21 protein-coding genes are annotated in these 21104 nt (G+C 39.8%); 10 read left to right on the top strand and 11 right to left on the bottom strand.

The genetic code is table 11. The features are described from left to right. Nucleotides 1–4: 4 nt before the first annotated feature. The 3 genes from ACIQXP_RS20625 to gltX form a co-directional block, all read right to left on the bottom strand. Nucleotides 5–1138: a sensor histidine kinase gene (locus tag ACIQXP_RS20625; protein ID WP_293744918.1), complete on the bottom strand. Its 1134-nt coding sequence runs from the start codon at nt 1136–1138 to the stop codon at nt 5–7. A 102-nt stretch (nt 1139–1240) separates the two neighbouring features. Next, nucleotides 1241–2083 (bottom strand): KPN_02809 family neutral zinc metallopeptidase, encoded by an 843-nt coding sequence (ypfJ, locus tag ACIQXP_RS20620; protein ID WP_293744919.1) that lies wholly within the window; start codon nt 2081–2083, stop codon nt 1241–1243. 229 nt (nt 2084–2312) lie between these two features. Continuing rightward, nucleotides 2313–3821: a glutamate--tRNA ligase gene (gene gltX, locus ACIQXP_RS20615; protein ID WP_293744920.1), complete on the bottom strand. Its 1509-nt coding sequence runs from the start codon at nt 3819–3821 to the stop codon at nt 2313–2315. Between the two features lie 223 nt (nt 3822–4044). Here gltX and ACIQXP_RS20610 point away from each other — a divergent pair, with 223 nt between their 5' ends. The 3 genes from ACIQXP_RS20610 to ACIQXP_RS20600 are packed head-to-tail and all read left to right on the top strand — an operon-like array spanning nt 4045 to nt 6155. Beyond that, on the top strand, nt 4045–5253 hold the full coding sequence (locus tag ACIQXP_RS20610) for a sensor histidine kinase (RefSeq protein WP_293744921.1): 1209 nt from the start codon (nt 4045–4047) through the stop codon (nt 5251–5253). Beyond that, entirely contained in the window at nt 5234–5743 is a 510-nt protein-coding gene (locus ACIQXP_RS20605; RefSeq protein WP_293744922.1) for a DinB family protein, read from the top strand. Before ACIQXP_RS20610 ends, ACIQXP_RS20605 begins: the two co-directional genes overlap by 20 nt. Beyond that, on the top strand, nt 5733–6155 hold the full coding sequence (locus tag ACIQXP_RS20600) for a hotdog fold thioesterase (RefSeq protein ID WP_293744923.1): 423 nt from the start codon (nt 5733–5735) through the stop codon (nt 6153–6155). Before ACIQXP_RS20605 ends, ACIQXP_RS20600 begins: the two co-directional genes overlap by 11 nt. Nucleotides 6156–6202: 47 nt before the next feature. Here ACIQXP_RS20600 and ACIQXP_RS20595 read toward each other — a convergent pair whose 3' ends face one another. Together ACIQXP_RS20595 and ACIQXP_RS20590 are read right to left on the bottom strand one after the other, a co-directional pair. Further along, the gene (locus ACIQXP_RS20595) at nt 6203–7300 is read right to left on the bottom strand and encodes a serine hydrolase domain-containing protein (RefSeq protein WP_293744924.1); all 1098 of its coding nucleotides are present in this window, start codon (nt 7298–7300) and stop codon (nt 6203–6205) included. A gap of 12 nt (nt 7301–7312) precedes the next feature. Next, nucleotides 7313–7675: a DUF6249 domain-containing protein gene (locus ACIQXP_RS20590; RefSeq protein ID WP_293744925.1), complete on the bottom strand. Its 363-nt coding sequence runs from the start codon at nt 7673–7675 to the stop codon at nt 7313–7315. Nucleotides 7676–7863: 188 nt separating this feature from the next. Here ACIQXP_RS20590 and ACIQXP_RS20585 point away from each other — a divergent pair, with 188 nt between their 5' ends. The 4 genes from ACIQXP_RS20585 to ACIQXP_RS20570 all read left to right on the top strand — a co-directional run bounded on the left by ACIQXP_RS20585 (nt 7864) and on the right by ACIQXP_RS20570 (nt 10724). Then, nucleotides 7864–8430, top strand: coding sequence for a Crp/Fnr family transcriptional regulator (locus ACIQXP_RS20585; RefSeq protein WP_293744926.1), 567 nt, complete (start codon nt 7864–7866; stop codon nt 8428–8430). Nucleotides 8431–8494: 64 nt separating this feature from the next. Next, complete coding sequence (locus ACIQXP_RS20580; RefSeq protein WP_293744927.1) at nt 8495–8815, top strand: DMT family transporter; 321 nt, start codon at nt 8495–8497, stop codon at nt 8813–8815. An 848-nt stretch (nt 8816–9663) separates the two neighbouring features. After that, nucleotides 9664–10245, top strand: a complete 582-nt coding sequence (locus tag ACIQXP_RS20575) for an RNA polymerase sigma factor (RefSeq protein ID WP_293744928.1) — start codon at nt 9664–9666, stop codon at nt 10243–10245. After that, on the top strand, nt 10242–10724 hold the full coding sequence (locus ACIQXP_RS20570; RefSeq protein WP_387507383.1) for an anti-sigma factor family protein: 483 nt from the start codon (nt 10242–10244) through the stop codon (nt 10722–10724). The genes ACIQXP_RS20575 and ACIQXP_RS20570 overlap by 4 nt, the downstream gene beginning before the upstream one ends. Before the next feature lie 98 nt (nt 10725–10822). Here ACIQXP_RS20570 and ACIQXP_RS20565 read toward each other — a convergent pair whose 3' ends face one another. The 6 genes from ACIQXP_RS20565 to ACIQXP_RS20540 all read right to left on the bottom strand — a co-directional run bounded on the left by ACIQXP_RS20565 (nt 10823) and on the right by ACIQXP_RS20540 (nt 17588). Further along, the gene (locus tag ACIQXP_RS20565) at nt 10823–11398 is read right to left on the bottom strand and encodes an RBBP9/YdeN family alpha/beta hydrolase (RefSeq protein ID WP_293744930.1); all 576 of its coding nucleotides are present in this window, start codon (nt 11396–11398) and stop codon (nt 10823–10825) included. 39 nt (nt 11399–11437) lie between these two features. After that, complete coding sequence (locus ACIQXP_RS20560) at nt 11438–11629, bottom strand: cold-shock protein (RefSeq protein ID WP_010599196.1); 192 nt, start codon at nt 11627–11629, stop codon at nt 11438–11440. A gap of 114 nt (nt 11630–11743) precedes the next feature. Continuing rightward, on the bottom strand, nt 11744–12661 hold the full coding sequence (locus ACIQXP_RS20555) for a hypothetical protein (RefSeq protein WP_293744931.1): 918 nt from the start codon (nt 12659–12661) through the stop codon (nt 11744–11746). A 70-nt stretch (nt 12662–12731) separates the two neighbouring features. Then, the gene (locus ACIQXP_RS20550; RefSeq protein ID WP_387507380.1) at nt 12732–13607 is read right to left on the bottom strand and encodes a phosphodiester glycosidase family protein; all 876 of its coding nucleotides are present in this window, start codon (nt 13605–13607) and stop codon (nt 12732–12734) included. A gap of 125 nt (nt 13608–13732) precedes the next feature. Continuing rightward, a complete protein-coding gene (locus ACIQXP_RS20545) occupies nt 13733–16249 on the bottom strand; it encodes a zinc-dependent metalloprotease (protein ID WP_387507377.1) in 2517 nt (838 codons plus the stop codon). 91 nt (nt 16250–16340) lie between these two features. Continuing rightward, nucleotides 16341–17588 carry an aspartyl protease family protein gene (locus ACIQXP_RS20540; RefSeq protein WP_387507374.1) on the bottom strand — a complete coding sequence of 416 codons (1248 nt, stop codon included), beginning with the start codon at nt 17586–17588 and terminating at the stop codon, nt 16341–16343. 51 nt (nt 17589–17639) lie between these two features. Here ACIQXP_RS20540 and ACIQXP_RS20535 point away from each other — a divergent pair, with 51 nt between their 5' ends. Genes ACIQXP_RS20535 through ACIQXP_RS20525 form a run of 3 tightly spaced genes read left to right on the top strand, consistent with a single transcriptional unit; the run spans nt 17640 to nt 21070 of the window. Further along, nucleotides 17640–18968 (top strand): D-alanyl-D-alanine carboxypeptidase/D-alanyl-D-alanine-endopeptidase, encoded by a 1329-nt coding sequence (locus ACIQXP_RS20535; protein WP_387507371.1) that lies wholly within the window; start codon nt 17640–17642, stop codon nt 18966–18968. Between the two features lie 28 nt (nt 18969–18996). Then, nucleotides 18997–20022: a glycosyl hydrolase family 18 protein gene (locus ACIQXP_RS20530; protein WP_387507369.1), complete on the top strand. Its 1026-nt coding sequence runs from the start codon at nt 18997–18999 to the stop codon at nt 20020–20022. Beyond that, nucleotides 19994–21070 (top strand): aminotransferase class I/II-fold pyridoxal phosphate-dependent enzyme, encoded by a 1077-nt coding sequence (locus ACIQXP_RS20525; protein ID WP_387507366.1) that lies wholly within the window; start codon nt 19994–19996, stop codon nt 21068–21070. The genes ACIQXP_RS20530 and ACIQXP_RS20525 overlap by 29 nt, the downstream gene beginning before the upstream one ends. Nucleotides 21071–21104: the final 34 nt, after the last annotated feature.

Here is a 21104-nt window from a genome sequence, read left to right as displayed (position 1 = left end):
ATATTTAGATTTGATTTTTGAGGATTTCTTCTTCTGTAGTCGGAATGATGAAATAAAATTCAGAACCTTCATCCGGCACACTGTTTACACCTATAGTGCCGCCATGGCGGTTTATGATTTCTGAACAGATGTATAAGCCAATCCCCAGCCCGTTAAACCTGTTGCTGTTTTCTTCTACCCGATAAAATTTATCAAAAATCTTTTGTTGCTGTTCTTTTGAAATACCGATCCCAAAATCTTTTACAGCCACGTAAAGTTTCTCATCTTTGATATTCACGGTTACATTAACCTGGTCGGTTCCGGGAGCATATTTAATCGCATTGGTAATAAAATTGATCACAACCTGTTCCAGCCGCATTTCATCACCGAAAATCATTTCATCAGTTCTGCCCAGTTTGCTGATTTTAAAGTCGGGATTAGATTGCTGCAACATCTCAATGGCATTATTTACCATATTATCTGCACAAAAAGGTTTCATATTAAACTTCATCTTTCCACTTTCGATTTTCGAGATATCGAGCAGATCGACAATTAATTCGTTCAACTTTTCGAGCTGGATACTGGCTTTTTCGAGATGGTTTTGCGCAACAGCTTTATCATCCCTCTTAAGGCTCCTCTGCAGTAGCTGGATATAGCCCTTTACACTGGTTAAAGGTGTTTTTAGTTCGTGGCTGGCAATACTAATGAATTCGTCTTTTTTATGTTCGGCCTGCTTTCTGAATTCAATTTCTTCAAGCAGCTTTTCCTGCACCTCATTAAGCTTTCTATTCTGTTCGTAAATACGGTAAAACGTTTTTATTTTCAGGAGCAGCACATTAATATCAACCGGCTTGGTAATATAATCCAATCCGCCGCTAAGATATCCCTTTGTAATGAATTTCAACTCTGTATTTACGGCCGAGAGAAATATGATGGCCGTATCTTTTGCCTTGCTAAAACCCGAAATAGCTTCAGCTACCTCGAAGCCGTCCATATCTGGCATTTGCACATCTAAAATAATCAGGACATAGTTGTTCTTTAAAACTTTTTTAAGCGCCTCCTCACCAGATGATGCGGTATCAACCTCAAAATTGTGTGCCTGTAGTACTTTCTGTAAGGAGATCAGGTTTTCTGGCCTGTCATCAACTATAAGGATCATCTTGATTAAAAAAAATAAGAAGCCGGGATAATTATGTTTGGTTTAAAGATAAAGTCTCTATAACTGTAAACAAACAGCCAGTTTTTAAAAAAGTTTTAATTTTTATAAATTATTTGAATTAAAGGTATCCCCCTGTTTTATATCTCCTGTTTCGAAACCCTTTTTAAACCAATACATCCGCTGGGCAGAGGTACCGTGCGTAAAAGAATCAGGCTTCACTTCGCCGGTAGCCTGTTTTTGCAACTTATCATCGCCAATGGCATTGGCGGCCGTTAATGCTTCCTCTATATCGCCCTCTTCCAATTTAAAATCTTTAAGGTTTTGAGCATGATGTGCCCAAAGTCCGGCGAAAAAATCGGCCTGCAATTCTAATTTTACCGATAAGCGGTTATACTCCTTTTCGCTAACCTGGCCACGCGCCTGGTCTAGTTTCTCCGAAATCCCCAATAAATTCTGAACATGATGGCCAACCTCATGCGCAATTACATAAGCTTGTGCAAAATCTCCGGCAGCGCCAAAACGGTTCTTTAAATCATCGTAAAATGATAAATCAATATACACTTTATGGTCGCCCGGGCAATAAAATGGTCCAACATTAGCACTGGCATTTCCGCAGGCTGTTTGCACTGCATCTCTAAACAACCTAAGCTTAGGATATTCATATTGCCTGCCCATTGCCTGAAATTCTTTATCCCATACCTGCTCTGTTGATTCTAACACACCTGCTACAAACTGTGCCTGTGGATCGTTTGCAGGCACACCCTGCTTAACTTCTTCAGTACCTGTGGTAGCGGGAATCTGGCCCACCAAGCCGGTTAGATCTTTACCAAAAATCAGGCCTAGCACCACAATTATGATACCTACACCACCGCCGAGGATGGTTTTTCCTCCACCGCCACTCCTGCCGTCTTCTACATTATTACTGCCTTTACCAAACCATTGCATAGTCTATCTTTTAGTTTTCTGAATAAACCTTAATTGTGGGCGAATTGTTATGCTAAAGTATAAATTATTTTTTTGATTATTCTTTGGGGTTGTGGCGATAACAGAAGTCCGCTTTCTAGATTGGAACAAAGTAAATGGTTTTATCTTATAGACATCGCCAGGTTGCTGTAGAATATAAAAAAGAAGTCAAGTTTCAAAAAACTCGACTTCTCTGGATATACTAATAATATTATGCGTTAAAAACAGCTATCGCTTTAGCTATTCTTGCCTGAGTTTCGTAAACGCCCAACAATACTGCAATATCAAAAACGCCCGGACCAAATTTACCACCAACCAACATAATACGGAATGGAAGCATCAATTCTCCCGGTTTAAAGCCTTTTTCTTCAGCAAGGGCTTTAAAGGCTGCTTCTGCAGAGCCGGCATCGGTTAAAGTTAAACCGGCAGCGAAACTATTAAAGAACTCGGCCTTTTCAGCTGTCCATTTAGGTTTAACTGAATTCACATCATATTCTGCAGGTGAAACAAAAAAGTAACCGCTCTGCGCTAAAAAATCAGGCAATAAAGTACAGCGATCTTTAATCAGGTTGATAATAGTATGTAAAAAAGCATCATCTTTAATTTCGATACCTGCCTTTTGGAGTTCCGTTTTTACGCTTGGTGCTAAGCGTTCAGCGTTCTCCGCTTTAATCCACTCATGGTTATACCATTTGGCTTTTTCAAAATCGAATTTAGCGCCTGCTTTACTAATTCTTTCTATCGAGAATTTTTCTTCCAGTTCTTTTAACGAAAATAGTTCCTGATCCGTACCATCATTCCAGCCTAAAAGGGCCAGCATATTAATGAAAGCTTCGGGCATAAAACCCATTTCTTTAAATCCCCTGGTTACATCACCGGTTTTAGGATCGGTCCAGTTCATGGCATAAACCGGGAAACCCAACCGGTCCCCATCGCGTTTGCTTAATTTTCCATGTCCATCTGGCTTTAAGATCAAAGGCAAGTGTGCCCATTCCGGCATATCGGTTTCCCAACCTAAATATTTCCAAAGTAGGATATGTACCGGTGCAGAAGGTAACCATTCTTCTCCCCTAAAAGCATGACTGATTTCCATTGCCTTATCATCAACCACAACGGCCAGGTGATAGGTTGGCATTCCATCAGCTTTTAACAAAACTTTATCATCAACCAAAGCCGTTTCGAAACTTACGTCACCGCGGATCAAATCATTAAAATGTACTATTTCATCACCTGGCACCTTAATGCGGATAACATGCGGTGTTTTAGCTGCCAATAGTTCTTCAACCTCACTAACAGTAAGGGTTAAAGAATTACGCATTTGCATGCGTGTGGCCTGCCCATACTGGAAATTTGGAATCTCTTTGCGTTTGGCATCCAAATCTTCAGGCGTATCAAAAGCGTAGTAGGCATAACCATCACTGATCAACTGTTCTGCAAATTTGCGGTAGCTGGCTTTGCGTTCGCTTTGGCGGTACGGTCCATAAACCCCTGGATGATCTGGGCTTTCGTCTGGTGTAATGCCGCACCAATCTAAACAGTTCACAATATATTGTTCTGCGCCCTCTACAAAGCGGTTTTGATCCGTATCTTCTACTCTAAGTACAAAAGTTCCATTATTTTTTTTTGCAAACAAATAATTGAAAAGGGCAGTGCGCACACCACCTAAATGCAAACCTCCGGTTGGGCTTGGGGCAAATCTTACTCTAACTTTTTTATCCATGATTGAATTGTTGAGCGGTTGGCGCGAGGCGTAAAGCGCATAAAACGCCTATCTCCATACGCAAAACGCAAGACGATACAAAGATATGTTTTTCATCCATTTTATCGAGTTTTCATCTGTGGTTAAGCTACCAGGCGTTCGAGGTGATTGATGAAAGGTTTTGAAAAAGCATAATGGTTTGATGTTTTTTTCGTTTTGTTATTGTAATTTGGCTAGCTAAAGCATGAATCCTTATCAAAAGAAACGCCGCTGGAAGTTTTTCCTTCTCATTTTTGCCATCCTAATTGGCATTGCTTCAGTATTTTACACCGATTCTTTTGTAAAAAAAATGGAACGCGAGGAGGCAAACCAGTTTCATCTTTGGGTGAAAATCCAGGAGCGGGCCATGTTTCTTTATGATAACGATGATTACCGCGATGTGGTAGAAACCGTAAGAAAGAATACGAAAACGCCGGTAATCCTGGTAGATTCGTCAGAAACGATTACTTCTTTTTTTGGTTTAGACAGCACTAAAACCAATTATCCTGTTGCAGATACTAAACTCACTTACGATAGTTTATATTTTGTACGGCAGTTAAGGCAAATGAAAGCACAGCATCAGCCAGACGAAATGAATTTTTTGGGCAAAAAATTTAAAGCTTACTATCGCGATTCTTTCATTTTAACGCAGTTAAGGTATTTCCCATACATCCAAATGGGTGTTATTTTCCTTTTTTTGTTAACGGCCTATGCAGCATTTAGCTCGGCCAGGAGAGATGAGCAAGACCATGTTTGGGTAGGTTTAGCTAAAGAAACAGCACACCAATTAGGTACACCGATATCATCGCTTATGGCCTGGACAGAACTGATGAAATCTAAATTTGATGCCGAAGATGATCCGCTGATTGCCGAAATGGAAAACGACATTAAGCGATTGGAAATTATTACCGACCGTTTCTCCAAAATTGGTTCTAAACCTATACTTGAAGATCATACGGTTTATATTGTAGTGAGCGATTTTATCCGTTATTTTAAAGTACGCACATCAGATAAGGTTAAATTTAGCATTACCGGTGATGAACAGGTACGTGCAATGTTAAACGTTCCATTGTTTGATTGGGTAATTGAGAACCTGCTTAAAAACGCAGCGAACGCCATTGAAAATGAAGGTTCAATTTCCATCAACATTGTAGAAAATTTAGCCAAAGAACAGGTTTTTATCGATGTAAGCGATACCGGAAAAGGTATACCAAGGTCTAAGTTCGATGCGGTTTTTCAACCTGGTTATACCACCCGAAAACGTGGCTGGGGTCTGGGTTTATCGCTCACCAAACGGATCGTGGAAAATTACCACAGTGGCGAAATTTTTGTAAAAGAATCTGAACTGGGCAAAGGCACAACTTTTAGAATAATATTAAAAAGCAGCTTAAGATATGAACCGACCACAGCCTAATGAATACCCTGCTTGGGGCGAAACCTACATCAGTAAAGTTAATGGTGATATTTTCGAGATTTTAAGCGATCAGACCAAAAGTCTTCCGGCTTTGTTTAGAGCAAACGCCGATAAAGCTGATTATGCTTACGCCGAAGGTAAGTGGACGCTCAAAGAAATGTTAGGCCATATTATCGATACTGAGCGCGTTTTTGCTTACCGCATTACCTGTTTTGCGCGGAAAGAACAGCAGCCTTTACCAGGTTTCGAAGAAGATGACTATGTGCTGAATGCCCGCTTTGCCCAACGTGATCTGGAAGACCTGATCGAAGAATTTATCACACTGCGTAAAGCTAACTTATATCTTTTTAAATCTTTGAACGAAGAAGAACTGGACAGAAAAGGTATTGCCTCAGGCAGGGAAATTAATGTAAAATCGATTTTGTTTATTGCCGGTGGCCACATTATCCACCATATTTCTATTTTAAAAGAATGTTACCATGTGGTTTAAAAACTTTACAGTTGATGAGCTGAACAGCCGTCCTAAAAATCATTTAGGCGGACTGCTCGATATCCGCTTTACCGAAATCGGCGAAAACTTTATTACCGGAACTATGCCCGTTGATGAACGTACACACCAGCCTGCCGGCATTTTACATGGTGGTGCCTCAGTGGTTTTGGCAGAAACGCTGGGCAGTATTGCGTCTTATATGTGCATTAACCCTGATAAATACGTTGCTGTTGGCTTAGAAGTAAATGCCAACCATTTACGGCCGGTAAAAAGCGGTTTGGTTAAAGGTATTTGCAAACCCCTGCATATAGGAGCCAAAACCCACGTTTGGGAAATAAAAATTTACGATGAACGTGGTAAAATGAACTGCATCAGCAGGCTAACCGTAGCGATTATTAATAAACCGCAATAGGAAAGCAGCTAAACTGCCGGCAGTTGTTCCCTTTGATATGGATTTAGTTACTTTTTAATTAAATGCATGATCGCCAGGCGCGCTATATTTTCGGTAAGTAAGGTTGGCGAATTACAATCACAGTTGGTAAGCCCAACCACATAAATATCTTCACCAGGCACATAAACACCCATGCTTTTGAACCCAAATATACTTCCGCCATGTGCGGCTACCGGCAAACCTTCCAACTCCTTTAGGTGCCAGCCATAACCATAATTAAATAATGTACCGTTATTTAATTTATAGGGTGAAAAGGCCTTATTTGTTTCTGCTGTATTTAACAGTTTATTTTGGCTCAGTGCATTTTGCCATTTCAACAGATCGGCCAGGGTAGACATTAAAGCCCCCGATGCGAAGGGTACGCTAAAATTAATCACCGTTTTGTTTACATAAGCATTTTCTTTCTTCTGGTATCCATAAGCACGGTTTTTGATGATTTGCCTATCGCTGGCGTAATAAGAATGGCTCATACCGAGCTGATCAAAAATGTGATGCTGAATAAAATCTGCATATTGTTCACCGGAAATGAGTTCAATTAGGTAGCCTAGCAACACATAGCCCGAATTATTGTACTCAAAACGATCGCCGGGAGCAAAGTCAACAGGTTCATCCTTAAAAAAATCGACCATCATTTTAGGTGTCATTTCCCTTTGGGCAATACTGGCAAGCGATTTCATTTTGGTAAAATCTTTAATTCCCGAAGTATGGGTAAGTAAATGGTGTATCGTAATTTTATTTCCAGCTGGATAATCAGGTATGTATTTTGAAATGGAATCGCTTACCTTTAATTTACCCTGTTGCTCCAAAAGCAGCACTGATATCGCCGTAAACTGTTTGGTCATAGAGCCCAATTGGAAAACATTTTCAGGAGCCAGGTCTACCCCAAGTTCAATATTGGCTTTGCCAAAAGCTTTTTGATAAAGAACTTTTCCTTTCTGAGCAACCATAAATACACCTCCGGGTCCCTGCTGATCGGTTATTACCGTCTTGATCAGACTATCAATCTGACCATTCAGCTTTTGGGCATTTGTCGCTACAGGCCAGAACATGCAGGAGGTTAGTATGGATAAAAGGCCACACAGTACCCTGATATTTTTTATTTTCACGCTTAAAATTGACTAGAATTTATCTTTTTCAATCGCTTTCTTCTCCACCATGAAAGAAATAATCAAACCTAAGCCGCCAAAAACACCCAGGCAGCCAAAATAAACCGCTACAGCCTGCGAGGTTTCCGCGTCTGTCATCTCGCCGCTAAACATATTTCTCACTAGTGTAAGGGCCACGAGCAGGCCAATACCTAAGCCTACAAGCAACAAACCGAATTTTAAACTCAAATAAGGTTTGGGTGCCGATTTACCAACCCCAGGATTGATTCCACGCTCAATCATGGCCATTTTCTCCTTGTTTGATAAATAACGGATTCCAAATACCATGGCAAATCCGCCTAAAAAAAGTGAGATGGGAACTAATATACCGCTCATAATGATAATTTTTAATGTGTTAATAGGATATTATTTAAACCGAACCGTGTTCTGTGTATTATGACTACATGATTTTTAATCAGGTTACACTATAGGTTAAAAAATAATCATTAAGCAGATCTTATCATCACCAAACCTAAGGCCGCAAACTTAGAAACATTTCTATTTTTGTAATAAATCTTCTTATTTTGATTGAACAACTCAGAGATATACCACTTTTTAGCGCTTTAAGTAATGATTCGTGGCTTGAGCTCAGCCAGCACATGGCCTGCGTCCAATATCCTAAAGGTACCACAATTATTTATGCTGATAAAGTAGAACCATATTTTTATATACTTCAAAGCGGCATTGCCAGGGCCTATAGTGATGGCGAAAACCAACAGATTACCTTTTGGTTTGGCGAAAGTGGTTCGGTTCTTTTTTCGTTCAACAGTTATATCAACAATGGTCCCGGTTATGAGAATATTGAACTTTTAACCAATAGCACATTAATCAGGATTAAACTTGCCGATCTCTTTATGCTCTACAGGCAAAACATCGAGATAGCTAATTGGGGCCGAAAAATTGCCGAACAGGAACTCATTGCTACGGAAAGGAGACTCATAGACCGGGCTTTTAAAGGTGCTGCAGTACGTTACCATGAATTTGCGGCACAATCTCCAGAACTGATTAAAAGAGTGGCCTTAAAACATATTGCTTCCTATCTGGGTGTAACGCAGGTGACATTGAGCCGAATAAGGGCAACACATCAATGATTTTTTAACATTTGTAAAATGTTGTCTGCTCAACGCGACTTAAATTTGCAGAAACACATTTATCATGAACTGGATAATTCTCATTGTCGCCGGCCTTTTTGAAGTTGGCTTTACTACCTGCCTTAAATTATCGAACAATTTTTCCAGTATAAAATGGAGCGCAGCTTTTTTTGTCTGTATAACCTTAAGTTTTTTATTGCTCAATAAAGCAAGCCAAACGCTACCCATGGGAACAGCCTATGCCGTTTGGACCGGTATTGGTGCTGTAGGAACGGTCATCATCGGGATTTTATACTTCAATGAACCCGCAACCTTTTGGCGGATATTTTTTATCTGCACCCTTATTGGATCCATTGCCGGGTTAAAATTTTTCGCCTCGCATTAATACTAATATGGTGCCCCAGGTTTATTATGATTATCTAGTCAAAACACTATTTCATTCGGAGTTTTGCACACTGCACAAACTATGTTCCTAAACCTGATGGCAGCGGCAGCCCCGAAGAATGAGGGCTACAGCAAACAGCAGGACTGCTACCCCCAATGAAAAACCATCCTTTCGTTTCCAAGTAAAACCGGCGATTTAGTTTATTTTTTTTGGAGCGCAATGCTTGTGCAAGAAAATAAAGGAGTTCCTGTGTTACGCTTATACGCTTCGGGCATCGTACCTCCGCCCTGCAGGGTACCGCTACACCCAGGGCTAATTGGCGAAGACAGTATTTCATTTTTGAGCTTTCAGAGGCGCAAACGCTGTTCCTAAACGTGATGGCTGCGGCAGCCCCGAAGAATGAGGGCTACAGCAAACAGCAGAACTGCTACCCCCAATGAAAAACCATCCTTTCGTTTCCAAGTAAAACCGGCGATTTAGTTTGTTTTTTTTGGAGCACAATGCTTGTGCAAGAAAATAACGGAATTCCTGTGTTACGCTTGTACGCTTCGGGCATCGTACCTCCGCCCTGCAGGGTACCGCTGCACCCAGGGCTAATTGGCGAAGACAGTATTTCATTTTTGAGCTTTCAGAGGCGCAAACGCTGTTCGTAAACCTGATGGCAGCGGCAGCCCCGAAGAATGAGCGCTACAGCAAACAGCAGGGCTGCAATCCCCAATAAAATACTGCCCTTTCGTTTCCATTAAAAAAGTCTATTTTGATTATTTGTCTCAACCCAAAGATATAAATCTCTTTAATCATGTTTCACGTGTAACCTGATCATCCTTTGTGTAGTCTCACTACTAAACATGGAGCAAAACACTACAGATTTAGCGCTGATCCAAAAAGTATTGAACGGTGAAACCGATCAATATGCTTTATTGGTGAAACGCCATCAGCGGTTTGTGTTTACGCTTGCTTTAAGGTTTTTAAAAAACAGGGAAGATGCTGAAGAGGTTGCACAGGATTGCTTTGTAAAAGCATATAAAGCTTTGTGTACTTTTAAACAAACGGCTAAATTTAGCACCTGGCTGTATACCATTACTTACACCACGGCCATGACTTTCTTAAGGAAAAACCGGTTAGATACCACTTCAATAGATGATGAAAGCGCCGTTTTGCAACTCGAAAATCAGACCTCTGCCTTTAGTGCAAATGGGTACGAGAAGCAAGACAGCCATGCTTTTTTAAATATGGCCATTACACAGCTCTTACCGGATGATGCGGCCATTATTACCCTATTTTATAAGGGGGAACAGAGTTTGGAAGAAATTAGCGAAACGTTACACATGGAACCTAATACCATAAAGGTAAAATTGCATAGGGCCAGGCAGCGACTTAAAGAAAAATTACAATATTTGTTAAAGGATGAAGTAAAGGAGTTACTATGAATACGATAGAACAACAGCTTTGGGATTATATTGATGGGAAGCTCAACGAATCTTCGATAAAAGCTATTGAAGAGAAAATTGAATCCAATGCCGGGATTAAGGCGAAGTATGAGGAGCTGCTAAAACTTAATTCGATTTTCAATGCGCTCGATCTTGATGAGCCTTCCATGTCTTTTACCAAGAACGTGATGGAAAGTATTGCCCTGGTGCCGGCACCCGTGGCCATGAAAACCAAGGTGGATAAAAAGATAATTTACGGTATTGGCGGCTTTTTCATCCTATCATTACTATCCCTATTGGGTTATGTAATTTACAACTCTACGCTAAGTATGCCTAAATTTAGATTTAACACTAATTTAAACTTTAGGGTAGATCAATATATTACGCCAACTGTACTGTATAGCTTTCTATTTTTTGATCTGGTGATAGGACTGGTATTCCTTGATCAGTTTTTAAGGAAAAAAGTTGCCCGGAAGTAAGATAGCTTTACAGAGTTCCCGCAGATCAGAATGATTTACGCAGGCTTATGTTCATCTGCACCTTTCGCGGAATATGAGGTAACTCATCAATTTAAATTTTAACCCAAAGTTTTCAAAATCTCCAATCCCGTTGGCCATTCTCCAAATCCAGAGGCAGCATTAATATGTCCGGCATTACCAATATTGATAAATTCACTGCCCCAATTTTCGGCAAAAAACCCAGCTCTTTCTAATGTTACCCACTCATCATTTGAACTGGCTACAACAATACTTTTAAAATTGATTTTAGCTAAAGGTACATGATCAAAACCGACTGTATCAAAAGTATAACGCGGCGCTTCCAAATCGCTGGGCGCAACCAATAAGGCACCTTTTATCTTCTTTCTATATTCTTTTGCCCAATTTGCAATTGCCGCGCAACCTAAACTATGCCCAATTAAAATTACATCGGCTAGATCATAGCCAAAAAGGGCCCTATCAATCGTTTCAATCCAGTCTCTATTGTCCGGTTTATCCCAATCGAGTTGATTGATCCGGATAAAATGATCTCCGGATTTTTCAAAATGCGTCTGCCAATGATCGGGGCCTGAATTACCCAGGCCAGGAACAATAAAGTAATGGTTAATCGGGTACAATATGAATCCGCGTAAAAATGAAATAAAAAAGGCCGCCATCGCAAGAAAGCAGCCTCATGTGTAAATATGATAAATAAATTAAATTACTTTCACATTAACGGCATTTAAGCCTTTTTTACCGTTGGCAACTTCGTATTGTACTTTGTCGTTTTCACGGATTTCGTCGATAAGACCTGTTGAATGAACAAAAATTTCGCTATCGCCATTCGCAGGGATGATAAAGCCAAAACCTTTAGTTACATTGAAGAATTTTACTGTGCCTTCTTGCATTGTATTAAATATTAAAATTAAGTATGCAAGGTAAGTTTTAATTTTTAAAATCAAAATAAAATCTTAACATTTTTTAACATTAATTTTTTGTAAACAACAGATTACTAAGGCCTTTTATTTCGCTTTCCCAATCATGGTCAAAGTAATTTCGCTATTATGCGGAATCTCCAATGTTGTTCCCGGAGCAATATTAAAAAGGTTTCTGACATAGATATCAGCTATTCCCTGCGCTACCTTTTTTTTAGCTTCAGCATTTTCAGGAAGCACGTTATAAACCGTTTTTACATGTATGCCTCCCTGAAAATCAACTATAGCCGAAACCTGGTAAGCAAAATCTTTATAAGCCCGGTCTATCCTGATAATATATTGTGGAAACATGTAATCGTAAGCCTCGGTTCTGTTATTCGTCCGGTCTACCGTACTGATTTTTTCAACCTTTGCAATTTTGCTTTTAGGGATAAACTGAACCGGATTTGTAGCGGCAAAAGCCCTGTCACTACTGGCATTAACTTCGGCCGAACGTTTCTCGATAAAAGCAGTGTCGGCTTTGCTTGGTTTTTGCAGGTCTTCGGCTTTCGCTTTTAATTTATTTTTGATATAATCCTGCGCATAAAAAGTCATGTTTACATCCGAACGGACATCTGTGGCAATTACCTTTCCATCAACCTGGATTCTTTGAAAAACCAAACTGTCTTTACTGATGTGTTTTACTTTAAAAAATTCAGCTGCAAAATTATATACATTGGCATGGTCGTATTGCAGGTAAAAATTCTGCATCCTATTTTTCTGCGGGCTCCAGGCCGCCATGGTATCTTCTTTTACCACTTCGATAATCCATGATGGCTTTTGCATAAAACCTTCCCGATTGAAAGAATATCCATCTTTAAAACGCCGCTTCACTTCAACATAACGAATGCCCTTTACAGGTTCGAAAGTAAAATCCCTTAAGGTTGGATTGCTGGTTTTAGCGCCATAATTACAGGCAGAAAGCATCAGCACAAAAAAGATAAGGTATATGGTATTTTTAAACATGTTTACGAAAATATTGAGCTAAAATAGGTTTTTTTAACCAGAGGCGAACAGCATTATCAGAAGGGCAACGTTATCTATTGCCTTGTTTTTTCACCAGGATGACATTGGCAACCTTACGTTGCCCTTCGTGATCCCATTTTTTATTATCGGTTGGATAGTTAATCACTCCATGATCAGGCATTCCATTAACCCACAAGGTAGTTGAACCACCCCCATCAAAATTCAGGGCACTTGTACAGCCTAACCAACGCATCAGTTTGGTGAGCTCGAACAAATTCATGCCCGCAGCATTATCATTTCTTCCATCAACGGTCAACAAAATCACCCGCCCGTTTGGCTTTATCCCAAGGCAGCTACGCGGATGACGCAAACGACTGAAACTGGTCGTATCCAAGGTTTCATCAATATCGTTTAAAGTCAGTAAAGGTCCGTTCAACATCATATCATTGGCGGTCAGCTTTGTTTCCCAATCTGTTGTCCTATCCCACTTTTTAATCGAAATTTTTCCATTTTCAATTACAACTGCTGCTTCCTGATGCCTGGCCCTATTACCATTCTTATCTAAGTGGTTTGTGTTGATGGTTTTTCCGTTAACGCGTACAAAATCTACAGCACCTCCGTTTTTTACATCGAAAAAATTGCCGTTTATAGCTGCTATTGCCTTATCTCTTAACCCAAAATTGCTAGTGGTAAGCAACTCTCTTTCTTCTGCCCCGATAGCAAAAACGGCCCTACGACCCGTATTTTTAATTTCTAAAAATGAAATATTCTGGTTTGCGGCAAAAAGATTTTTATGATCAAAGTGATGCCTGAATAAAACCACCTGCCGGGCGATTCTGCTTTTATGCCATTTGGTTTTAACAACGGTAATGGAATCGGCATTTTGGCCAAAGGATGAGAAACTTAAAGTAAATAATGCAACAGAAAAAAATATCTTTTTAAACATAACCTTGGTTTAGGATAAAATTAAAAACTTGTCATTAAAAAACCTCGCAGGGTTTTGAAACCTGCGAGGTTTAGCCAACGCAAAATAATCATTGAATGCATGGCTACATTCAACCATGCACTTATTTATTTCTTCGGATCTAAAATATCTTTAATTCTGATATTTAAATCTTCATAATGTGCTTTGGTAATGGCATCACCGGCAGCAGCCCTGGCCTTTGTGGTGGCCAATAGGGTTTTCAACTCCGCACGAACCAATGGCCTGATATCAGATAAGCCAACGTTGATTGGCGTTAAACCATAACTTGCAGCATAATCTACAGGGAAGCCAACCGGAAGTTCATTCTCTTTAGTCATCAGATCCTGCAAACGGTCTACGTAGGCACGTTGTAAATTACGTTTAAATGCATCTGCTCTTCCAGCTACAAAAACGGATGACCTTAGATCTGTAAATAATTCAGGCAAGGTATATGCTTTAGCTTTGCTATTTTTAGTCTCATTATCTAACAAGCGGGCAATACGGGATGCTGATAGTAAATTACCTAAAGTATTTGTTTGAACGCCTTTAATGCGGTTTAACAATACACCATTATCAAATTTACTTAACTGATCATTGCTGATTAACCAAAGCGGTGTATTAAATAATTGCTGGTTAAAAAAAGCAACCGCTTCTTTTTGTTTTGACTTAGGTAAGTAGGCATAAACCGGCCCTTTTTGGTCGTAAGTTTTAAAGTTTTCGCTTAAACCACCAACATTGGTTGCTACATGCCCCATGTAACGGTTAAACTGGCCAACAATTTCGGTATATATTTCTTTTAAATCGCTGTAATCTTTTCCTTTTTGATAGGTCCACTTTTCTACATTTGGAAGAATGCGTTTTAAATTAGCAATGCCATAAGTGCTGGCTTTCATCGCGTTGTCGCCCAAATCCTCGCTTTGCAAACGAGGATCTAATGAGGTGCCCTGGCGGCCGTAAAAATATAAAGGATTACCTGCATTTTTCAACGTCCACTGGTCTAAAACTTCCTTTTCCTGCTCCGCGGTTTTGTTGCCGGGAATCCAGGAATAACCCCATTTTATAGACCATTTATCGTATTCCCCTATTTGAGGGTGAAGTTTGGTTACACCATCACCAGGCTGAGCGATGTAGTTAAAACGTGCATAATCCATGATTGATGGCGCGGTACCATGCTTATCGGTAAATGTTTTTGAACGTAAGGAATCAACAGGATAAGCATAACTTGAGCCAAAATTATGTGGCAAGCCTAAAGTATGGCCAATTTCGTGTGATGATACAAAACGGATCAGCTCGCCCATCTGTGCATCGGTAAATTGTGCTTTACGCACGTCAGGATTAATGGCTGCTGTTTGTACGAAATACCAGTTACGCAACAGGTTCATTACGTTGTGGTACCAACCAATATGCGTTTCTAAAATCTGTCCGGTCCGTGGATCGCTAATGTGGGGACCGTAAGCATTTGCAATATCTGAGGCAAAATAACGAACTACAGAGTACCTCGAGTCTTCAACACTAAACTGAGGATCCTGTTGCGGCGTCGGCGCTTCTTTACCGATAATCGCATTTTTGAAACCGGCAGCTTCGAATGCTACCTGCCAATCGTTAATTCCCTGAATTAAAAACGGCACCCATTTTTTTGGCGTTGCAGGATCGATATAAATGATAATAGGTTTTACCGGCTCTACTAATTCGCCCCGCTTATAGGCATTTGTATCTTTGGGAACTAAATTCCAGCGGTGAATATAAGCTGTACGTTCTGCTTTCTGTGCATTGCTTCCATAATCGATTTGAGATTGACCAAAATAGCCAACCCTGCTATCCATTATCCTGGCTTTCACAGGCGTTTTTGGCAATAATAACATCGATGTATTAAACTCGAAAGTAACAGCTCCATTACTGCTATCAGTAGGAGATTCCGCAGCACGGTAAGTTTTAGCTGTTTTTACTTCCACATTAATAGGAAAAGTTTTTATCGTGTCAATATAAGAGCGCGATCCATCGTACATCGTAACTTTGTATGCTTTGCGAATTTGATCCGTAGCACCGATGGCCATAATATCACCGTTATAAAAATCGGTAACATCAATCACAACGCCTGTAGTGTCTTTGTTATAGGCTTTAATTTCAAAGCTTGCCAAAATCTGCGCAAGATTAGAATTTTGTACTGATTCGTACATATCACTGTTCTGATCAGCTTTGGTTGAATAGCTAGGTACCCGAATGTAAACCTGTTTACCTCTACGCTCCCATTTCCATACCTGCTCGTTTAATTCTTCCCCACCATATTGCTGGTTACCCACTTTTACTCCTGCAGGCGCTTTTGCCAAACGGGTAACTACGAGCATTTCGCGGTTAATCATTGAATCTGGTATCTCAAAATACCATTTATCATCAACTTTATGTGTTTTAAATAAACCGTTTGTTGTTCTAGCCTTTGCAGTAATTACTTCAGCAAATGGTTTAATGCCTTCTTTTTTTTGTGCTGCCGCCGGAGCTGCCGTTGGGGTTGTTGGAGTGCTTCCTTTCGTTGTTTTGGATTTTTTCTGGGCATATACCGGACTGGTTCCGGCTATGCCAAGTGCTACGATACCTGCAAGGGCAAATACCTTAAGATTTGTATTCATGTGTATATAAAGTTAGTTTGCTTGGCAATAAGAGGTTAAAGTTAAAGCCTTGTTACACGACAAACCATTTGTAACTGTAAAATTACGCTTATCAAATCCTTTTTTCGAGTTTAACTACTTTAAAATAGGTCTGATTATCCCTGGAAATTTCGAGAATGATGGCTCTGTCCGCTTTAGATTTAAACATTTCAGAAAGATCATTTAAAGAATAGGCATCCATGCTTTTAAAGTTTACGCCAATAATTTCATCATTAGGCCGTAAACCAGCCTTTTCTGCCGGGCTATTTTCGTCTATTTCGCCAATCAATACTCTTTTATATGTCTTCTGGTCGAGATACAACACCATACCCGCCATATCATGTTCGAACGGCACTTTTCTGAATCCATTGGGTTTAACATAAATAAAGCCATCCTGATAATTAAACTGAATGTTAAATTTCCGGAGTAAATCGGCGCCTAAATTGCCATTCCGTTTAGATAGATCAATTTTATCTGCAATGCTCGTAAAATCAGGAAATCCCGAAACGACGTCTTTGAAAACATATCCTCCAATATTGAATCTCTTTACACGGCCAACATATCCTTTAATCAGCCCGCTTAAACTCATTCCCAAATTAGCTTTGATTTTTTTCTCAGGCAGAGGAAATCCTGTTCCATTCAGCATTTCGAGCGATAAAGCATGGCTGGCCCCGGTATCTATCAAAAACCTCGCTTCAACCGTTTTACCATTAGGCACATCTATTGTAGCAAATATGTAAGGCTTCTGGTTCTCAATTTCGATCGGGATTTTTTTTCCCCGGTATTTAATCTTGGTGTCCCGATCGTAAATAATCAGCCTGTTTTCACTGTATCTGATATCAACAATAAAACTGTTAAAAAAGCTATATCCCAGCAAGCCATAAATTTTCAGTCCTAAATGTCCTGACAGGTTAAACAAGTCTTCTTTTAACACCGCCGCTGGTATATATTTGATGCTGGCGCTGCCTACTTTAACATTAAGACTTTGAGAAACATAAGCATCCACGCTTTCAATACCAAGGCCAAGAACTTTAATTTTACGGAGTTTACCAAAATTCAACGAATCGATAATAGATGGATCGGTAATAATCATGGGGCCAACGCCAGTATCAAGCACAAAATCGTACGGCCCGTTTCCGTTTACAAACACCGGAATAACCATCAGGTTCTTAATGCACTTAAAAGAAATTGACTGTTTTTGCCTTTTTCTATTAAAGAGGAACTCCTGGCCATGCCCGGAAAATGTGAGCAATACAAGCAGCGTGCAAATGGTCAGTTTACGTAAACAGATTATTACACCAGGGTTATATTTGGCTAACATTAAACTAAATTTAATAAATTAGTTAATCTTTATGTATCCTAAATTTAGCACATGTTTCCTTTAAAAAATTATAATTTTATTTTTATTGCCCTTATTCTATTGCTTTGTTTGTCAACAGGATGCTCAACCGATAAGATCATTTCTAAAAAAGTAGCCAGAGAATTTAAAAATTCTCAGGTGATAAAACAATATCAGGTTGGCTTCGCACTTTATAATCCAACGGATAAAAAAATGATTTTTCAGAAAGATGCAGACCGGTATTTTACCCCTGCATCCAACACCAAACTGTATACTTTTTTCGCAAGCCTGAAAATGTTGCCCGATTTAATGCCGGCTTTAAAATATACCGAACAGAATGATTCGTTGATTTTTTGGGGAACCGGAGACCCTGCTTTTTTACAGTTTGCAATAAAAGACAAATCCGCATACAATTTTCTCCTGGCATCAGATAAAAAGCTATTCTTTTCTCCCGGTCGATATTCAGGTAATTTCTTCGGCGAAGGCTGGGCCTGGGATGATTACGACTATTATTACCAGCCGGAAATTACCGAAATGCCCATCATGGACAACATGGTTACTTCTACCTATGCCTCACCCAACAAGATCAATATTAAACCAAAGGTTTTTGCCCCTTGTTTTGAAAAAGATTCTACCCAGAAAACAGGAAACTTTCAGGTAAGAAGAGACTTCTTAAGCAACCGCTTTCACTACCCTGCAGTTGGGGTAAAGCCTGGTTATAACCAACAAAACCCCTATAAAACGTCAACGCAATTAACCGTTGAGATCCTGGCTGATACCTTACACAAACCCATTGGCATCGTAAAGCAAAAAATACCTAGGGATGCTAAAACCTTGCCTGGCGCTAAGCGGGATTCGGTTCTAAAGTACATGATGTTACCCAGCGATAATTTTATTGCAGAACACCTTTTATTGGTTTGTGCCAACCAGATTGGCGATACATTAAGTACCGCGAAAGCCATTGAATACATTACAAAAAATTACCTTTCTTTTCTGCCTGATCAGGTAAAATGGGTTGACGGATCTGGACTATCCCGCCAAAATTTATTTACACCCCGAGACAATGTGTACCTTCTTGATTCTATTTACAGGCTGGTAAATAATCCCGAAAAGCTTTTTGATCTATTTCCTGCAGGAGGTAAAAGCGGCACTTTAAAGAGTGCTTATCCCAAAACCAATGAACCTTTTGTTTTTGGTAAAACGGGTTCACTCGGGGGTGTTCATAACCAAAGCGGATATATACTCACCAAAAATGGAAAAACCTATATTTTTTCTTTCATGAACAACAACTTTGTGAAACCAACTGCCGAGGTGCGTGCGGAAATGGTGAGAATCATGACCTATATACACGATCATTTTTAAGCATACGCAACATCAAAACACCTAACCTATGAAAAAAATATACCTGCTAACTGGCATTTGTGTACTGCTTATCGTATCATCCTGCAAAAAGAATGATTCCATAACAGCGCCTTTTGAGCCACCTCTTCCTGGCGCTCCATACGTACCAGACAATAACTTTAAGGTTATAAGTTATTTCCCAAGTTACCGGGATCCGGCTGGTATTGCGGATTCGAAATTTAAAATGATTACACACCTCTTTTATGCCTTTCTAAATCCCAATCCGGACGGAAGTTTAGCGGCATTAGCACAACCTGGCCGATTTACAGCCGTAATCCAAAAAGCAAAGTCAAATGGTGTGAAAACAGGCATTTCTATTTCTGGCACAAAAAGTATTTTTGTAACCATGGCTGCATCTGCAGCTACCAGAAATTTGTTTGTAAAGAATGTGCTCACTTTTTCCAAAACAAATAACCTGGATGGCATAGATATGGACTGGGAGTATCCTAGTACCAGCGATGGGTCGGCAGACAATTATGTGCTGCTAATGAAAGAACTTTCAGATTCACTACATAAATACCATAAATTTTTAAGCGGAGCCATAACACCTGGCGTATACGCCGGCAGTATTCGTGACGGATTAAAATCTGAGGTTTTCCCTGCTGTGGATTTCTTTAATATTATGGTTTATGACGGAATTGGCTGGGATAAAAATGAGCCTATTCAACATGCATCCTATAATATGGCTGTTGCCAGTTTAAATTATTGGTTAAATACACGTGGTATGCCAAGGGAAAAAGCCGTTTTAGGCATTCCTGCTTATGGTAAAAATGCCAATAATTCAGCTAAGGCCTATCGTGATTTTGTAGCCGCTGGTGCCGATGTGAGTTTAGATAATACTTCGATTGATGGCATTCAATTTTATTTTAATGGAACGATAACCACCCGAAAAAAAGCTAAACTTGCCAAAGATATTGCAAATGGAATCATGTTCTGGGAGTTCTACCATGATGACAATGGTGATAAGTCCATTATCCGTGCTGCAAATGACGAGCTTGGCAGAAACTACAATTGATATGATGCTTGACTTTAAATCGATAAAACAACCTTTTTCAAACACCATCAACATTGGAAATACCTCCTATTTATACTTTGGCGGAACGGCTTATCTGGGCATTCCAAAAAATCAGGATTTCATCGACTTATATATTGAAGGAATTAAAAAATTTGGCTTAAATAACGGAACAAGTCGCACCAACAACATCCAGTTGGGTATTTACAGCAAGGCGGAGAAAGTAGCTGCGGCACGCTTTGGAGCTGAAGCCGCTTTGATTACTTCAAGCGGGTATTTAGCAGCGCAGCTTACCATCAAGGCTTTATCGAAACTCGGAAAGGTAATTTATGCCCCATCCACACACCCTGCACTTTGGTTAGCAGAAAATCAAACCAGAAATTTAATGGTTTTTGAAGCATGGAAACAGGAAACCATCGACAAAATAAATGCATCTGAAGAAAAAAATTGGGTTTTGATCAGCAATTCGATGAACAACCTGATGCCCGAAATTTACGATTTCGAATTTGTTAAAGAAATCCGTAATGATAGAAACATCATCCTAATTGTTGACGATTCGCACGGAATTGGTGTAAACAACAACGGTATGGGCACTATTGTAAATCTTCCCAAACAAGGGAACATCGAAAATGTAGTAGTTGCCTCAATGGCCAAAGCGTTGGGGATAGATGCGGGCATTGTTTTAGCTTCCAATAAAGTAATTGATCAACTTAAACATTCAAATACATTTATAGGCGCTTCGCCGCCTGGTCAGCCCGGACTTTATGCATTTGTCCACGCAAGTGAAATATACAGCAAGGCATTAAACAAACTCAAAAACAATATGCAGCTATTTGAAACAGCACTAAACCATACCTGGAAACACGCATCCGGCTTTCCGGTGTATTTGTCCGGTGAAATTAATTCTTCAGAAAATCTCCTGCAAAAGCAGATCTTAATTTCATCTTTCCCTTATCCAAACCCTGGCGATGCTCCTTTAGATCGCATAGTGCTTTCTTCCTGGCACGAGAAAGAAGATATCGGAAAACTGGTGGCAGCCATAAATTTTTAGCCTTTCCTGATCCAATTAATTTTTCAATATTTAT

The organism is Pedobacter suwonensis, assembly GCF_044762335.1.
GTDB lineage: Bacteria > Bacteroidota > Bacteroidia > Sphingobacteriales > Sphingobacteriaceae > Pedobacter.
The sequence above is the reverse complement of the archived record's forward strand: the minus strand, read 5'-3'. Positions and strand labels throughout refer to the sequence as shown.

Bases quoted from the DNA above. Each gene is read 5' to 3' on its own strand.
- ACIQXP_RS20625 (WP_293744918.1), bottom strand. From the start codon at position 1,138: ATGATCCTTATAGTTGATGACAGGCCAGAAAACCTGATCTCCTTACAG.
- ypfJ (WP_293744919.1), bottom strand. From the start codon at position 2,083: ATGCAATGGTTTGGTAAAGGCAGTAATAATGTAGAAGACGGCAGGAGT.
- gltX (WP_293744920.1), bottom strand. From the start codon at position 3,821: ATGGATAAAAAAGTTAGAGTAAGATTTGCCCCAAGCCCAACCGGAGGT.
- ACIQXP_RS20610 (WP_293744921.1), top strand. From the start codon at position 4,045: ATGAATCCTTATCAAAAGAAACGCCGCTGGAAGTTTTTCCTTCTCATT.
- ACIQXP_RS20605 (WP_293744922.1), top strand. From the start codon at position 5,234: ATGAACCGACCACAGCCTAATGAATACCCTGCTTGGGGCGAAACCTAC.
- ACIQXP_RS20600 (WP_293744923.1), top strand. From the start codon at position 5,733: ATGTGGTTTAAAAACTTTACAGTTGATGAGCTGAACAGCCGTCCTAAA.
- ACIQXP_RS20590 (WP_293744925.1), bottom strand. From the start codon at position 7,675: ATGAGCGGTATATTAGTTCCCATCTCACTTTTTTTAGGCGGATTTGCC.
- ACIQXP_RS20580 (WP_293744927.1), top strand. From the start codon at position 8,495: ATGAACTGGATAATTCTCATTGTCGCCGGCCTTTTTGAAGTTGGCTTT.
- ACIQXP_RS20575 (WP_293744928.1), top strand. From the start codon at position 9,664: ATGGAGCAAAACACTACAGATTTAGCGCTGATCCAAAAAGTATTGAAC.
- ACIQXP_RS20570 (WP_387507383.1), top strand. From the start codon at position 10,242: ATGAATACGATAGAACAACAGCTTTGGGATTATATTGATGGGAAGCTC.
- ACIQXP_RS20565 (WP_293744930.1), bottom strand. From the start codon at position 11,398: ATGGCGGCCTTTTTTATTTCATTTTTACGCGGATTCATATTGTACCCG.
- ACIQXP_RS20560 (WP_010599196.1), bottom strand. From the start codon at position 11,629: ATGCAAGAAGGCACAGTAAAATTCTTCAATGTAACTAAAGGTTTTGGC.
- ACIQXP_RS20555 (WP_293744931.1), bottom strand. From the start codon at position 12,661: ATGTTTAAAAATACCATATACCTTATCTTTTTTGTGCTGATGCTTTCT.
- ACIQXP_RS20550 (WP_387507380.1), bottom strand. From the start codon at position 13,607: ATGTTTAAAAAGATATTTTTTTCTGTTGCATTATTTACTTTAAGTTTC.
- ACIQXP_RS20545 (WP_387507377.1), bottom strand. From the start codon at position 16,249: ATGAATACAAATCTTAAGGTATTTGCCCTTGCAGGTATCGTAGCACTT.
- ACIQXP_RS20540 (WP_387507374.1), bottom strand. From the start codon at position 17,588: ATGTTAGCCAAATATAACCCTGGTGTAATAATCTGTTTACGTAAACTG.
- ACIQXP_RS20535 (WP_387507371.1), top strand. From the start codon at position 17,640: ATGTTTCCTTTAAAAAATTATAATTTTATTTTTATTGCCCTTATTCTA.
- ACIQXP_RS20530 (WP_387507369.1), top strand. From the start codon at position 18,997: ATGAAAAAAATATACCTGCTAACTGGCATTTGTGTACTGCTTATCGTA.
- ACIQXP_RS20525 (WP_387507366.1), top strand. From the start codon at position 19,994: ATGACGAGCTTGGCAGAAACTACAATTGATATGATGCTTGACTTTAAA.